14 protein-coding genes are annotated in these 13,836 nt (G+C 68.8%); 9 read left to right on the top strand and 5 right to left on the bottom strand.

The window, feature by feature from the left end; translation table 11 throughout:
• Nucleotides 1-12: 12 nt before the first annotated feature.
• A complete protein-coding gene (locus ACZ4IF_RS15780) occupies nt 13-936 on the bottom strand; it encodes an AraC family transcriptional regulator (protein ID WP_467563193.1) in 924 nt (307 codons plus the stop codon).
• A 350-nt stretch (nt 937-1,286) separates the two neighbouring features.
• On the opposite strand from ACZ4IF_RS15780, the gene ACZ4IF_RS15785 reads away from it, so the two are divergent.
• The 3 genes from ACZ4IF_RS15785 (at nt 1,287) to ACZ4IF_RS15795 (ending at nt 4,559) form a co-directional block, all read left to right on the top strand.
• Nucleotides 1,287-1,505 carry a hypothetical protein gene (locus ACZ4IF_RS15785; protein ID WP_467563195.1) on the top strand — a complete coding sequence of 73 codons (219 nt, stop codon included), beginning with the start codon at nt 1,287-1,289 and terminating at the stop codon, nt 1,503-1,505.
• Nucleotides 1,506-2,171: 666 nt separating this feature from the next.
• Nucleotides 2,172-2,936, top strand: a complete 765-nt coding sequence (locus tag ACZ4IF_RS15790; RefSeq protein WP_467563197.1) for a TetR/AcrR family transcriptional regulator — start codon at nt 2,172-2,174, stop codon at nt 2,934-2,936.
• A gap of 636 nt (nt 2,937-3,572) precedes the next feature.
• Entirely contained in the window at nt 3,573-4,559 is a 987-nt protein-coding gene (locus ACZ4IF_RS15795; protein ID WP_467563198.1) for a zinc-dependent alcohol dehydrogenase family protein, read from the top strand.
• A gap of 457 nt (nt 4,560-5,016) precedes the next feature.
• Here ACZ4IF_RS15795 and ACZ4IF_RS15800 read toward each other — a convergent pair whose 3' ends face one another.
• Both ACZ4IF_RS15800 and ACZ4IF_RS15805 read right to left on the bottom strand, forming a co-directional pair.
• Complete coding sequence (locus ACZ4IF_RS15800) at nt 5,017-5,379, bottom strand: nuclear transport factor 2 family protein (RefSeq protein ID WP_467563200.1); 363 nt, start codon at nt 5,377-5,379, stop codon at nt 5,017-5,019.
• Between the two features lie 39 nt (nt 5,380-5,418).
• Nucleotides 5,419-6,201, bottom strand: coding sequence for an SDR family oxidoreductase (locus ACZ4IF_RS15805; RefSeq protein ID WP_467563202.1), 783 nt, complete (start codon nt 6,199-6,201; stop codon nt 5,419-5,421).
• 102 nt (nt 6,202-6,303) lie between these two features.
• On the opposite strand from ACZ4IF_RS15805, the gene ACZ4IF_RS15810 reads away from it, so the two are divergent.
• The gene (locus ACZ4IF_RS15810; protein WP_467563205.1) at nt 6,304-6,828 is read left to right on the top strand and encodes a winged helix-turn-helix transcriptional regulator; all 525 of its coding nucleotides are present in this window, start codon (nt 6,304-6,306) and stop codon (nt 6,826-6,828) included.
• Nucleotides 6,829-7,115: 287 nt separating this feature from the next.
• Here the strand turns inward: ACZ4IF_RS15810 and ACZ4IF_RS15815 are convergent, their stop codons facing one another.
• The gene (locus ACZ4IF_RS15815; RefSeq protein WP_467563208.1) at nt 7,116-7,583 is read right to left on the bottom strand and encodes a winged helix-turn-helix transcriptional regulator; all 468 of its coding nucleotides are present in this window, start codon (nt 7,581-7,583) and stop codon (nt 7,116-7,118) included.
• Between the two features lie 98 nt (nt 7,584-7,681).
• Between ACZ4IF_RS15815 and ACZ4IF_RS15820 the strand changes: the two genes are divergently transcribed.
• The 5 genes from ACZ4IF_RS15820 to ACZ4IF_RS15840 all read left to right on the top strand — a co-directional run bounded on the left by ACZ4IF_RS15820 (nt 7,682) and on the right by ACZ4IF_RS15840 (nt 12,660).
• Nucleotides 7,682-8,176: a PaaI family thioesterase gene (locus ACZ4IF_RS15820; RefSeq protein WP_467563210.1), complete on the top strand. Its 495-nt coding sequence runs from the start codon at nt 7,682-7,684 to the stop codon at nt 8,174-8,176.
• 40 nt (nt 8,177-8,216) lie between these two features.
• The gene (locus ACZ4IF_RS15825) at nt 8,217-9,029 is read left to right on the top strand and encodes an enoyl-CoA hydratase-related protein (protein WP_467563212.1); all 813 of its coding nucleotides are present in this window, start codon (nt 8,217-8,219) and stop codon (nt 9,027-9,029) included.
• Nucleotides 9,030-9,245: 216 nt separating this feature from the next.
• Complete coding sequence (locus tag ACZ4IF_RS15830) at nt 9,246-10,028, top strand: cyclase family protein (protein ID WP_467563214.1); 783 nt, start codon at nt 9,246-9,248, stop codon at nt 10,026-10,028.
• Nucleotides 10,028-11,674 carry a thiamine pyrophosphate-binding protein gene (locus tag ACZ4IF_RS15835; protein ID WP_467563216.1) on the top strand — a complete coding sequence of 549 codons (1,647 nt, stop codon included), beginning with the start codon at nt 10,028-10,030 and terminating at the stop codon, nt 11,672-11,674. The genes ACZ4IF_RS15830 and ACZ4IF_RS15835 overlap by 1 nt, the downstream gene beginning before the upstream one ends.
• Nucleotides 11,675-12,267: 593 nt before the next feature.
• Nucleotides 12,268-12,660, top strand: coding sequence for a DUF5959 family protein (locus ACZ4IF_RS15840; protein WP_467563695.1), 393 nt, complete (start codon nt 12,268-12,270; stop codon nt 12,658-12,660).
• 241 nt (nt 12,661-12,901) lie between these two features.
• Here the strand turns inward: ACZ4IF_RS15840 and ACZ4IF_RS15845 are convergent, their stop codons facing one another.
• Nucleotides 12,902-13,801 carry a hypothetical protein gene (locus tag ACZ4IF_RS15845; protein ID WP_467563218.1) on the bottom strand — a complete coding sequence of 300 codons (900 nt, stop codon included), beginning with the start codon at nt 13,799-13,801 and terminating at the stop codon, nt 12,902-12,904.
• Nucleotides 13,802-13,836 lie beyond the last annotated feature (35 nt).

Raw genomic sequence — 13,836 nt, forward strand, 5'->3', positions numbered from 1 at the left:
CGGCGGAACGGCTCAGGGCAACCGGGCCTGCTTGCGGTACCGACCGGGAGCCACACCGGTCACGCGCTTGAACGCGTGACTGAAGGCACTCTCCGAGCGGTACCCATATTGAGTCGCGAGTGAGGCGAGCGTGCGGTTTCCGGTGCGAAGTTCCCGTGCCGCGGACCGGATTCGCCAGTTGGCGAGGTACTCGAGGGGAGGCGTGCCGACGAGTTCGCTGAAGCGTGCCGCGAAGTGCGAACGAGACATGCCTGATTTTGCGGCCAGTTCGGCCACCGTCCACAGATGGGCGGGATACTCGTGTATGAGGGAAAGCGTTGTGCCGACGGCTGGATCGGCCAGAGCGGTGAGCCATGCCCGGCCACTCGAACCCTGAGCGGCGACATAGCTGCGGAGCACCTGCACAAGGACGATGTGCGCCAGCCGCTCGACGATCAGGGCGCTGCCGATCCCTGGGTTGGCTGTCTCCTGGCGCAACATGTCCAGTGCGGAACGGACGGCACCGGCCTCGCCCGTGTCCGCAGGAACGTGCACGAGTGGCGGCAGCACGTCGAGAAGGACCGCCGCGTTGGCGGTGTCGAGGTGGAACCCGCAGCCCACAACGACCCCGTCCGGTGGGCTGTCTGACGTCCCGACACGGACGCTGCCACCCTCGATGAAGCCCACGAAGACGTCACTGCTGGGCTGAGCGGGGACCGTGGGATCGCTGGAGAGCCGGTACGGGCGGCCGTTGCCCAGCAGATAGCAGTCGCCCGCCACAGCCCGGATGGGCGGGGCGCCTTCGGTCTCCACCCAGCACTCGCCTTCGAGGACGGCGCCCAGCTTGATGTGCTGGTATCCGGCGAAAGAGATCGCCCATGCGCCGACTGCTTCCAGTCGCGCGAAATTCGCGCTGCGCATGTCCAGAAGGGCAAGAACATCGTTGAGGGGATCCATCGGCTCCCTTATCAGAGTGCGGCAGAGCCTCGTCGGCGAGACTGCGAACCGGGTGAACTGTGAGGATGAAACAGGATAGGCCAGTAGCGAGTCCCGATGATCCGAGGCAGGATGCGTGAACAGGCTGCCTCGCGACCGAAGGGCCCCGGTCGGCGCGAAGGGCCGACAGAAAACACAGCCCAAAATGATACTGCTCGAATTCTTACGAGGAGTGTTCCTCCGCGCAATGCGCGAGGCTCCTCGATGCGTGCGCCATCGTCCTAGATCACCGAATGGAAAGCCACACAACGACCTCACTAGCGTCTTCCAGGGCTCTCGAGTGACACATCGGCGGACGCAGTGGTGGTTCTGTGGGTCCTGACCCCCAGAAGGTGGAGCGCACCGCGGAGCGTCTGGCCGGGACACCGGAAGTCGTCCCGTTGGACATCACCGACGAGGACTCGATCGCCGGACTCTCCCAACGAGCCGGCGCCTTCGACCACCTGGTCTCCACCGCCTCCATACCAGCCACCGGTCCGCTCGCCGAGCTGGAACTCGAGGCTGTGCAACGCGCCTTCGCGGCCAGGTGACCGGTTCCCCGGTTGCTGGCCACGCACACGGTGGGCCAGGTGCGGGAGGGCGGCTCGTTGACGTTCACGCCAGCGCGCCGTTGGTGGTTGCCATCACGGTACGCCCGGGAGCTGGACGCCATGCGGCGAAGCCGGACGCCGAGAGCAGCCCGGCGCGACGCGTAGGAACGGTCGAGGACCTGGTGCAGGCCGTGCTGTTCTCCATGACCAACCCGTACGTGACCGGCACGGTGCTGCACATTGACGGCGGCGCCCGACTCGCCTCAGAGGAACGGACCGCGCCGCCGTGCGCCCCACGCCCCGACGGTCCTGCATCCCTTGGAGCACTGTCGGACGAGACCACGCCAGCGATCGTCCCCGGCCGGCTCGCCCGCACGGCGAGACGCGGTAGCCGGAGGTGGCTTGGGAGTACAGGCGACCGCCCAGGGCGAGTAGCTCGTAGACAGACGCCATCGCGTGGACGTGTCGACAGGGCGAAAGGCATCATGAAGAACCTTCCGGAAGAGCAGCGGGCCCGCCAGGACAAGTCAGCCGTCGCGGGCGAGCTGCGTCAGGTGCTCGTTGCGTCATTTGCTGCGCTCGACAAGGCGGCGAGGGGAGTCCGTACCGGCCACCGTCGTCAAGGCCGAGCCCCGTTCGCGAGCGGCCGCCTGGCGCGTCGGGGCCTTGACGAATCTGGGCAATCCCAAGATCGCAATGTTCTTCACGAGCGTCTTCGCGGCGATCCTCCACGGCGGTGGCTGCGGCGGCTCCTCGCCGACCACGCCTTGCGCGCACATCGACCGGACCGTGATTGCCTCCTCGATCAGAGACGGACTAGTCTGTCTGATTAAGGGAGGACCGATCATGGCAACCAAGATCCGCAAGACGAAGTCCGAGGAGAGGATCCTCGCGGCTGCGGCGGACCTGTTCTACGCCCATGGCCTTCGCGGTGTGGGCATCGATCAGGTCATCGAGGTGTCCGGGGTCGCGAAGTCCACCCTCTACGCGCACTTCCGCACCAAGGAACAGCTGGTGGCGGAGTACCTCCGCAGGACCGACGTCTCATGGCTGGCACAGCTGTCCGCGGCGGCCGAACGCGCGGGAGACGATCCGCGCGAGCAGCTGGTGGGTCTGTTCGACGCACTCACCGACGCTTTCGACCGCCACGGCTTCTTCGGTTGCCCGTTCGTGAGCGCGGCAGTGGAGGCCGAAGCCGGTTCGGAGGCGCATGCCGTGACCGAAGAGCACTCGGCGCACCGGCAGGACTGGCTGACGGAGCTCGCGGCACGCGCCGGAGCCGCAGACGCCCCGAGTCTGGCCCGGCACATCGGCCTCCTCATCGATGGCGCTCTGACATCGGGTCGGCTGCTGCAGGACCGAGCCGTCGTGGCCGAGGCCAAGACGGCGGCGAAGCTGCTGGTGGCCGTGCACGTCGCGGCAACCGTCTGATCCTTTCGCGTCCGCTCGGCCCGCGATCGCGGTGACCGACGACCCTCGCCCGGACTGCAGGTTGAAGGTCCTGGCCAGGGGCGGGCGCACACGTTCCGGACCAGGCCGCCGAACGGCCGCGCGTCACGGACACCGTGACACGGAGCCGAACCGGCACCCGAGCGCCGCCCGCACGGTCGCAGTGCACCACAGCCCGGTTGCGTTGCACCGAAGGCGCCAGGCGCGCCCGACCCCACACAAGGGCGCGGGGCGATCGCTTCCCTCTGCCTGACCGCGTTCAAGGAGGGCGGGGCGATTGCCCCTCTCCGCCCGTGGGCGCGGACCGATCCCCTCGCTGCGCCCGGCCGCGCCTCGACCGCCCCGCGGGCACAGGTCCTCCGTAGAGGCCGTTCCCCGCAGCGCCCTGGACCGCGATCGCCTGCCCGGAACGGCCCGCGGGTCCGCAGCGGCACCTCGCGAGCCCTGCCTGCGCATGTCGCGGCCACCGTCCACGTCATTCACCGGCCGATGGGGGCCGTAGTCAGAGCTCACTTGCCTCCCTTAATCGAACGAACTAGTCTGTCTGATTAAGGGAGCCGGCGGCCATGCCGGACCTGCCGACACCTGGTTCAACAACGCACATCTGAAGGTGACACCATGCGTGCAGTAGTCCTGGAAGAGTTCGGCGCCCCCATGGTGCTGAAGGAGATCGCGAAGCCCATGGCCGGTCCCGGCCAGGTGCTGGTGCGAATCGAGGCAAGCGGCGTCAACCCTCTCGACATCAAGATCGCTGCCGGCCAGGCCGCGCACGCCGAGCGCACGCCCCCTGCGGTGCTCGGTCTGGACATGGCCGGCGTGGTGGAGGAGGTCGGCCTGGGCGTCAGCGAGTTCGCCCCGGGCGACGAGGTCTACGGAATGACCGGCGGCGTAGGCGACCTGCAGGGCTCGCTGGCCCAGTACGCGGCGGTCGACGCCCGCCTGCTGGCCCACAAGCCGAAGTCCGTCGACATGCGCCAGGCGGCCGCACTTCCTCTGGTGACCATCACGGCATGGGAGGGCCTCATCGACAGGGCGCAGGTCAGCGCCGGCCAGAAGGTCCTGATCCACGGCGGCGCGGGTGGTGTCGGGCACGTGGGTATCCAGATAGCGCACGCGCGTGGCGCCGAGGTCTTCGGTACCGACGCACCGCACCGCCTCAAGGCCGTCGAAGCGCTAGGAGCGACCGCCATCGACTACACCGCCGAGACACCGGACCAGTACGTCGCCCGCCTCACCGACGGTGAGGGCTTCGACGTCGTCTACGACACCGTCGGCGGTCCGGTCCTCGACGCTTCCTTCGCCATCGCGCGGACCTACACCGGCCACGTGCTGAGCTCTCTGGGCTGGGGAACCCACAGCATCGCCCCGTTGTCCTTCCGCGGTGCGACCTACTCCGGCGTCTTCACCCTCGCCCCCATGCTGACCGGCCGCGGCCGCGAGCACCACGGCGAGATCCTGCGCAACATCGCCGGCCTGGTGGACACGGACAAGCTCAGGCCGACGCTGGACCCCCGCCACTTCTCCCTCGCCGACATCACGGACGCGCACACGGCCGTGGCGGACGGAAGCGCCACGGGCAAGATCGTCGTCAGCATCGACCACTAGGCTCGGATCGAAGGCGCCGACCGGGTTGCTCAAGAAGCCCGCGTGCCGGCCTCGCGGTGGGGCTGGATGAAGTCCTGCGCACCGCGGGCCTTGAAACCCCGGTGTGCTGCATGAACTCCATCGCCAGCCAGACGTCGCACCCTCAAGGACACTCGACGACGACCCGCCCGGAGCTCCCGCAGGCGGCTCGACCGTGCGAGCCGGCGGGATGGGGACCGGCCCCACGACGTGCGGATGTTGCGCGGTCGGCGCGCCGCACCCGCACACTGTCAACGGCTCCAAGCGCAGCCGGTGATGACGGAGCGTGCAGATTCCTCGCCGGTGGACCGAGGCGCGACGGGAGCAGGCCAGGTCCTCCGGCGCGGCAGTGCGGAACAGCTCCGCCGGAGGCCCGGCCGCGGCCAGCAGGCGTGGGCAAGGCCAGCGATCTGTGGCGCGCTGCCGGAACCCGAAAGCCTCAAGGAGCGATGACCAGTCGGCGGATCAGCCCGTCCTCGAGGGTGAAGGCGTAGCGGAGTTCGATCGTGTTGCCGGGGAAGTTGCCGTCGAGTCGCTGGGTGACGGTCCAACGGTCCGGTGCGTCCTCGACAGCCCCCACATAGGTGGTCGTGTACGTGTACTCCGAGGCTGCGCGGTTGAGCCACTGCTCTATGGCAGGCAGACCGTCATACGTCTTCCCGTCGTCGGTGACCTGGGCGTTCGGTGTCATGAGTGCCGCCGACGCCGAGGCATCGCCCGCGTTGTGCACAGTGAGATAGCGACGGATCACCTCGGGCAGGCCGTCGCGGTCCACCGGCGCGGAGGAGAGGGTTTCGGTCATGATTGCCTCGCTTTTCATGGGTTCGCAGCGTTGGAGGGTTCAGACGGTGGGGACCGTACCGCCGTCGATCACGTGCTCGGCGCCGACGATCGCCGACGCACGGTCGGAGACGAGGAAGTTCACCAACTCTGCAACCTCCTCCGGCTGGTTGGGGCGGCCCAGGGGGATGCCACCGAGGGAATCCATCAGGGAAGCCAGGGCGGAGTCGCGGTCGCCGGTGCGTTCGGCGATGCGGTCGATGAGGTGGTCTGCCGCCTCTGTGCGAATGAAGCCGGGGGAGACGGTGTTGACGCGTACGCCGTGCGGTGCGACCTGCTTGGCGAGGCCCTTGCTGTACGTGGTCAGCGCACCCTTGGCCGCCGCGTAGGCCAGGGTGCCGTCCCAGAGGGGCATGCTCCGCTGGATGGAGGACACATGGACGACAGCTCCGTGCCCCTGCGCGAGCATGCCGGGGATGAGCGCCCGGTCCAGCCGGACCGCGGCAAGAAGGTTCCAGTTGAGCTCCTGCTGCCACACCGCTTCGGTCAGGACCTGGAAGCCACCGGACGGCGCGGCAGAGCCGCCCAGTGTGTGCACCAGGATGTCCACGCCGCCGAGTCGCCGTTGCGTCTCGGCCGCGACCAGTTCGCTGCCCTCGGGCGTGGTCAGGTCGGCACCGATGAACTCCTCCTGCGGGAGGTCGGCGGGCCGAGTTCGGGCCGTGACGACAACCGTCGCGCCCGCGGCGCGGAGGCGGGCCGCGATCGCCGCCCCCGTCCCCTTGCTTCCGCCGGTGACCAGGGCGCGGCGGCCGTCGAGTGAGGCGTCGATGACTGAGGGCATGGCGCATGTCCGTTCCGGGGCACACCTGTGGCACACCCCTAGTTACTGCTAAAATAGAACCTAGTCACTTTCACTTTAGCAGTAACCCGAGGGAGTCATTCCATGGCGAGCCGGATCAGACTTGAGGACCACGAGTGCCCGCTGTCGACGACTGCGCAGCACGTCGGCGAGTGGTGGACCCTGCTGATCCTGCACGACGCCTTCGACGGCTACACACGGTTCGACCAGTTCCAGCAGAGCCTCGACATCTCCACGAGCATGCTGACCGCGCGACTGAAGGCACTGGTGGCCGACGGCCTGCTGGAGCGGCGGCCATACCAGACCAACCCCCTGCGGCACGAGTACGTCCTCACGGAGCGAGGACGCTCGCTGCGCCCTGTGATCGTCGCCCTGGCGGCCTGGGGCAACCAGAACCTCACGCCGGAGCAGCGGTCGATGATCCTGGTCGACGCCGAAACCGGCGAGGAGGTCGAACCGGTCGTCATCGACGCGCACACCGGTCGCCGGCTGGACGACAGCGAGGCATTCGTCTTCACCGCGGGGCGCGCGGCCAGCCCGGCGATGCGCACCCGCTACACAGAGCTCGGACGCAGCCGGCCCCAGCCGTCGGCGAAGCAACAGACCTGAATCCCGGCAGTGCACCTGTGACCGGCCCGGCAAGGGACCCACAGCATCGAGCGGCTCGGCCGGAATAGGGAGATGCCTGGCTTCGCGAGCAAGCCCCGCCGGCAGGCCGGCGCTGTGGCGTCCCCGCCCAGCACGCCTGCTGCCCCGGCGCACACCGCGAGCACTCTCGTGTGGGACCTACCCACGACGTTCGCCGGGCGCGGACCAGGCGCTTCGCAGTCCTGCGTGAAGGGGCACGAACGGAAGCGCGGCCAGATCCTCAAGCGCCTGCGACCGCCGCCGTGGTGTCAGCTCCGGGGTCGGGCCGCGGGTCCCGGCAGGACGATGACCTCTGTCGGGGAGAGCGCCGCGTGCTCGTCGGAGCACTCGACCACGACACGTACCGGGGCGCCGCAGTCGCTGTGCTGGATGTCGAGCACCGGTCCCTCGGGATCCGCGACGTGTGTCTCGCCCCACTGTCGGAGCGCCACGAGGACGGGCCACAGATCCCGGCCCTTGGGGGTCAGGCGGTATTCGTGCCGGGTGCGGCTGCCCTGCTCCTGGTACGGCACGGTCTTCAGGATCCCGGCCTCGACCAGCTTGCGGAGCCGGCCGGCCAGGACCGCCTCCGAGAGTCCCACATGGCGGCGGAAGTCGTCGAAGCGACGGACCCCGTTGAAGGCGTCACGCAGGATCAGCAGCGTCCACTTCTCGCCGATCAGGTCGAGGGTGCGCTGGACCGTGCAGTTCTCTGTGCTGATCTCCAGCCACTTCATGCCGTCATCGTAGGCAAGCCACCTGGCTTTGTCATTGACAGTCAGCATCCTTTCGAGCTAGCTTCGCAAAATAAAGCCAGAGGAGGTAGCACAGCCGCATGGAACGGTCTCGCACATACGACTGGGAAGACCCCACCCTCTCGGCGGCCGCCGTCGGGCAGGGCTCGGGGCTGGAGTTCCTCCGGGAGATCCTCGCCGGACGTGTGCCCTCGCCCCCGGTCGCCGCGACGCTGGGCGTCGCCCTCGAAGAGGTGGACCACGGACGAGCGGTGTTCTCGCTGGTGCCCGGCGAGGAGCACTACAACCCCATCGGCAGCGTGCACGGCGGGATCTACGCGACGATGCTCGACTCGGCGGCGGGCTGCGCGGTCCAGTCCACCCTGCCGCAGGGCATGGGCTACACGTCGCTCGACCTCACGGTGAAGTTCCTCCGCCCCATCACGGTCGACACCGGCAAGATCCGCGCCGTCGGCAGCGTCCTCAGCAGCGGCCGACGTACCGCACTCGCCGAGGCCCAACTGCTGGACGGATCGGATCGCCTTCTCGCGCACGCCACCAGCACGTGCATGGTCTTCCCGCTGCCGACCGCCTGACCCGCACTCCCCCAGCGCACACACCCGACACGGAGGCGACGTGACCCGCGACCGCACCATTCGGCTCGACAGGCCGTCCGCATCCGGCCCCGCCGGGAGGATCCGCCTCGACCGCGCGGGTGCGCTGGTCACCCTCACCATCGACCGGCCCGACAAGGCCAACGCCCTGACCGTTGCCATGTACCGCGCTCTGGCCGACGCCGTCGCCGAAGCGGATGCCGACCCGGGCGTACGGGCCATCGTGCTCACCGGTGCGGGCCAGGACTTCTGCTCCGGGAACGACCTCGACGACTTCCGCGCCCACCCCGGCACGGCCCTGACCCTCCGCTCCCCCGTCCTCGAGTTCCACAAGGCCATACGGCGCAGCCACACCGTTCTCGTCGCGGCCGTGGACGGGGCCGCGGCCGGAAGCGGCGCCACCGCACTCTTGCACTTCGACCTCGTCTACGCGACCCGTCGCAGCCATCTGCAGTACGCGTTCGTCGACCAGGGCGTCGTACCGGACGCCGCCGCCAGCCTCCTGCTCCCGCAGCGTCTCGGGCCCCAGCGTGCCGCCCAGCTCCTGCTGCTGGGCGAACGTGTCTCCGCCGCACAGGCCGCACAACTCGGCCTGGTCTCCGAGGTGTTCGAGAGCCGCGAGCATCTCGACACCCGCGTCGCCGAGCAGGTGGCCACCCTGCTGGCCGCGCCCGAGGCGGCACTCAGAGCCACGCGCGCACTGCTGAGGCCCACCGGGGCCGACCCGCTGCTGCGCATGTCGGCCGAAACCGCGACCTCCGCTCGACTGCTGGGCACGACGAACACGGCCGCGCGCATCGCCTCCCGCGCAGGCGGCCCGTCGTCCGCTCGCTAGGGAGCAGGTCTCCTGGGACGCGGGTGGTCGAGCGTCGACGCTCGGCTGAACGGATGGTGCGGAAGTCCTCCAAGGTGACGGCTCGTGCGGAAGCCCTTCGTGATGACCGTGTCGAACCCGCGCGCGACCTGGGCATGGGCTGACACTCTGGGGAGTCCAGTCGTCGTCAACGCGTCCTGCGTCGCCGACAGTTCAGCCCTGTCTCAGGAGGTCGTCATGCCCCAGCCCTCCCTCCTCGCCGCCCTGGCGGCCGCTCTGCGCAGTGGTGCGATCGAAGTCGTCGACCTCACCTCCCCGCTGTCGTCGTCCACTCCGGTGATCCAACTGCCCGCCGAGTTCGGTCAGACGGCGGTGTTCGAACTGGAGGAGATCAGCAGGTACGACGACCGGGGTCCGGCCTGGTACTGGAACAACTTCCGCAGCGGCGAGCACACCGGCACGCATTTCGACGCGCCGGTGCACTGGGTGACCGGGAAGGAGGGTGCGGACGTCGCGTCGGTGCCGGCACGTCGGCTGATCGCACCCGCGGCGGTGCTGGACTTCTCCGCCGCGGCCGCCAAGGACCCCGACTTCCTCGTCGAGGTGGACCACATCAAGGCCTGGGAGGCGGACAACGGACCCTTGCCGGACGGCGGTTGGATGTTGCTCCGCACCGGTTGGGACGCCCGCTCGCACTCCCAGGAGGCGTTCGTCAACGCCGACGAGAACGGCCCGCACACCCCCGGTCTGTCGCCGGACTGTGCCCGGTGGGTGGCGGAGGAGTCGCCGGTGATCGGCCTCGGCGTCGAGACGGTGGGTACCGACGCCGGGCGTGCGCACTCCTTCGACCCGGCCTTCCCCTGCCACTCGTACCTCATGGGCAGCGACAAGTACGGGCTGACCCAGTTGCAGAACCTGTCGGCCCTGCCCGCGACCGGTGCTGTCGTCATCGCGGGTCCCCTGCCGATCGTCACGGGCTCCGGAGCTCCCGCACGGGTGCTGGCTCTGGTGGAGCGCTGATGAAGGTCGCGGAGGCCGTGGGCCGGGCGGTGGCCGCGGCCGGGGTCGACCATGTGTTCGGTGTGGTCGGTTCGGGCAACTTCCATCTGACCAATGCCATGGTCGCGGCGGGCTGTCGGTTCGTCGCCGCTCGTCACGAGTGCGGTGCGGCGACCATGGCCGACGCCTACGCGCGGACGAGCGGCACAGTGGCCGCGCTCAGCGTGCACCAGGGCCCCGGCCTGACGAACGCCATGACCGGCATCGCCGAGGCGGCCAAGAGCCGTACACCACTTGTCGTGCTGGCCGCCGAGGTGACGGAACCGAGGTCCAACTTCTACGTCGACCAGGAGGCGCTCGCGCAGGCGGTGGGCGCTGTCACGGCGCGCGTGACGTCGGCGGAGGACGCGGTCGCACAGGCCGCCGCCGCGGTGCGACGAGCCGCGCACGAGCGGCGCACCGTGGTGCTCAACCTTCCGCTGGCGGTGCAGGCCCTGGAAGCAGCCGACAACGCGCTGTCCTCGATCGCCCCGCCGCCCCGAAGGACCGCGGTCGCGCCGGCGGCGGACGACGTGGCCGCGCTGGTGGAGGCGCTCGGACGGGCGCGACAGCCCGTCTTCGTGGCCGGCCGGGGCTCCCGCGCGCCCGGCTGCCGTGACGCCCTCGCGGCACTCGCCGAGCGCTACGGCGCACTGCTGGCGACCTCGGCCGTCGCCCGCGGACTCTTCCACGGCAACCCGTGGTCGCTCGACGTGTCCGGGGGCTTCTCGTCGCCCGTGGCGGCCGAGTTGATCGGGTCCGCGGACCTGATCGTGGGGTGGGGCTGCGCACTGAACATGTGGACGATGCGGCACGGTCGGCTGATCGGCCCGGACGCCACCGTCGTGCAGGTCGACGACGACGCGGACGCGCTCGGCGTACACCGGAAGGTGCAGCTCGGCATCGTCGGCGATGTGGAGCTCACGGCGCGGCGCGCGCTCGACCTCACGTCGGGCGGCGCATCGCGACAGGGCTACCGGACCGCCGACGTCGAGGCGGCCATCGGCGCACGGATCCGGTGGCGGGACGTGCCGTACGACGACGAAGGCGGCCGCGAGCGGATCGACCCTCGGACGCTGAGCATCGCGCTCGACGACATCCTCCCCGCCGAGCGCGTGATCGGCGTGGACTCCGGCAACTTCATGGGCTACCCGACCATGTATCTGTCGGTGCCGGACCACAACGGCCTGTGCTTCACCCAGGCGTTCCAGTCGATCGGTCTGGGGCTGGCGACCGCGATCGGTGCCGCGCTGGCCCAGCCGGAACGGCTGCCCGTGGCCGCACTCGGCGACGGAGGAGCGCTGATGAGCGCCGTGGAACTGGACACTGTACGTCGGCTCGGGCTTCCGATGGTGGTCCTGGTGTACAACGACGACGCGTACGGAGCGGAGGTGCATCACTTCGGGCCGGACGAGCATCCGCTCGACACGGTCAGGTTCCCGCCGACCGACATCGCCGCCGTGGCGCGAGGGTACGGCTTCGAGGCGGTGACCGTGCGTTCCCCCGCGGACCTGAAGGCCGTCGAGGACTGGGTCGGCGGGCCACGCTCCGTGCCCCTGCTCATCGACGCCAAGGTGGTCAGTGACCGTGGAGCATGGTGGTTGGAGGAGGCGTTCCGCGGCCACTGACCTTCGCTGAGGTGGCTGGGGGCAGCCTCAATGGACAGCGCGAGTGCCGCCCGCGTGCCGGCATATCCACGACCTGAAGGAGCCGCGCCTCCCAGCCGGCAGATCATGCGCAGATCGCCGGCCTTCTCACGGCACTGGTTCGCCGACGCGCGCAAGAGGGCGGCAACGAACTACATCGGCGTTGCCGCCCAGGCTGCCCATCGAAGGCAAGAAGTCGGCCCGGCATCATCATGGCCCGAGCCTACGACCGCAATGGGCGGTCTCCGGCCCTGCCGAAATCGCTCGAGTCACCTACGAGGCGACGGTGCTGGTCACAGCCGTGAATGAGTGGCTGTGACCAGCACCATGACAACGGTCCTCAGACGACGTCGAAATCGTTGCCCACGGGGTGACAATGCCGGTGAGGATGGCGGAGCCGACGCGCGCTCCAAGCACTCCTAACAGAAGGAGCTTTGACGCGTGAGCGTCGGTCTGCGGGTGCTGCATGATGGCCGTGATCGTCATGGGTTGCGCCGGAGGGCTCGTGTTTGAGGACAGCGGGGTGGACCTGATCCACATGGTCGACGGAGGCAGCAGCGTCCGGCTGCGGGTACCTGGGCCGGCACAGGCCAGGGGCGACTCCGTACAACGACTATCTCGACGCCCAGACTGTCGTCACAAGTCGCTTCGCCAGCGGGCGCCTTGAGATGCGCCTGTCACCCGAGGATCTGGACGACTGGTCCTCAGCCTTGGGCGAGCTGGCGGCCGGCAGGAACATTCGCTGGCTGCGCGGTACGGAGATTCGGATTGAGATCGACCGCCATTTCTCGGTGCCCGTGCCGATCATCACGGTGAAGGACGACAACGAGTCGATCTCTTCTGTCCGTGTCTGGCTGAACGTGGGGCACGGCTGGGTCGACGACCTGCGCAAGCAGTACGAGCAAGTCCGAAGGACCTGGCCGAACGAGGTAGTGAGATCGCCGCGGTCAAGGAACTTCTGGCAGTGAACGGGCACGCAGACGCCAGCAGATCAGAGAACAGTCGAGGCCGAGGAGGGCTTCGTGGACGTCGTCGTCTTTGCCACCGGCCAAATGTGACCGCCAGTGGGATGCCGGTGGCTTCAGTGATCAGATGGTGTTTGCCGCCCGCTCCGCCTCGGCCGACAGGACTTCATCCCGTCTTGGAACCCACCGGATCGTCAGTTCCGGACCGGTCCAACCACTTCGAACAACACTCTGTCAGGAATTCTCACAGGTCCGTGATGGCCATCCAAAGGTCCACGTCGGAGATCATCAGCCGGCCCGGTCGCTGCGCGGCCGTGTCCGGGACAACCGCCCGTACCACGGGCTGCTCCCCCTTTTCGACGGTCACCTTCGTGCCGTCGAACTTTGGTGACTTGGCGGCGACGACCGAACGCAGTTTGGCCGCGGCACGGTTGGCGATCGCCTCGTCCTTGACGACCAGACACAACACCTCGGTGTTCTTGGCGGCGGCAGAAGCCTGCTGGCCGAGGGCGGACAGTCGTACCGGCCTGGTGAGGGTGAGTGGATTGAAGTCGGCCCGGTAGGAGTCGCCCAGGCACTCGGCAGCGCGCTGATACTCGTTCTTGTCGGCCAGGGAGACGCCGCCCTTCGGGTTGACGGCGGACATGGGTGTGCCGCCCTGTGAGGAGTAGGAGATCTCGTCCTTCGAGACCTGGAACGAGGCACCTGTGTGACCGGGGCGCGTCCAGGAATCGTCGTCTTTGTTCTGCTTGTAGCCGTTCGACTTCAGCGAGGTGGTGATGGCCGCCGCGTCGAACGAGCCCTCCCAGTGGCCCGCGTTCTTGGTGTCGACAGCGGTGTCGATCTGGGTGACTTTCAGGTGCTGCCCCCACGGCCCGGGCTCGTACGCGTTCAGCAGGCTGCTGCCCGGCTGACCGACGGAGGCGAACCGCTTCTCGTCGCCCTTGCTCAGCTCACGCACCTTTTCGGCATCGAGGTAGGTCACCTGGTTCGTGCTGTTGTCCTCCGCCAGAGTGCCCAGACCCTCCAGCACCCCGGAACTGCTGTCGCCATGACCGGAGTCGGACGAACAGCCGGTACCAGCAGCCAGAAGAACGGCAAGTGCGGTGGCACCGAGTACAGATCTGCGCGCTGTTGTGGGCATGACGAGGAAGCTTAGCGGCGTGCTGCGGGTCCGAT

The sequence above is a fragment of the Streptomyces sp. NPDC025784 genome (genome assembly GCF_055558435.1).

What these genes read in the sequence shown, in the direction of transcription:
- ACZ4IF_RS15780 (WP_467563193.1), bottom strand. Translation starts at nt 936, where the DNA reads ATGGATCCCCTCAACGATGTTCTTGCCCTTCTGGACATGCGCAGCGCG.
- ACZ4IF_RS15795 (WP_467563198.1), top strand. Translation starts at nt 3,573, where the DNA reads ATGCGTGCAGTAGTCCTGGAAGAGTTCGGCGCCCCCATGGTGCTGAAG.
- ACZ4IF_RS15800 (WP_467563200.1), bottom strand. Translation starts at nt 5,379, where the DNA reads ATGACCGAAACCCTCTCCTCCGCGCCGGTGGACCGCGACGGCCTGCCC.
- ACZ4IF_RS15805 (WP_467563202.1), bottom strand. Translation starts at nt 6,201, where the DNA reads ATGCCCTCAGTCATCGACGCCTCACTCGACGGCCGCCGCGCCCTGGTC.
- ACZ4IF_RS15810 (WP_467563205.1), top strand. Translation starts at nt 6,304, where the DNA reads ATGGCGAGCCGGATCAGACTTGAGGACCACGAGTGCCCGCTGTCGACG.
- ACZ4IF_RS15815 (WP_467563208.1), bottom strand. Translation starts at nt 7,583, where the DNA reads ATGAAGTGGCTGGAGATCAGCACAGAGAACTGCACGGTCCAGCGCACC.
- ACZ4IF_RS15820 (WP_467563210.1), top strand. Translation starts at nt 7,682, where the DNA reads ATGGAACGGTCTCGCACATACGACTGGGAAGACCCCACCCTCTCGGCG.
- ACZ4IF_RS15830 (WP_467563214.1), top strand. Translation starts at nt 9,246, where the DNA reads ATGCCCCAGCCCTCCCTCCTCGCCGCCCTGGCGGCCGCTCTGCGCAGT.
- ACZ4IF_RS15835 (WP_467563216.1), top strand. Translation starts at nt 10,028, where the DNA reads ATGAAGGTCGCGGAGGCCGTGGGCCGGGCGGTGGCCGCGGCCGGGGTC.
- ACZ4IF_RS15845 (WP_467563218.1), bottom strand. Translation starts at nt 13,801, where the DNA reads ATGCCCACAACAGCGCGCAGATCTGTACTCGGTGCCACCGCACTTGCC.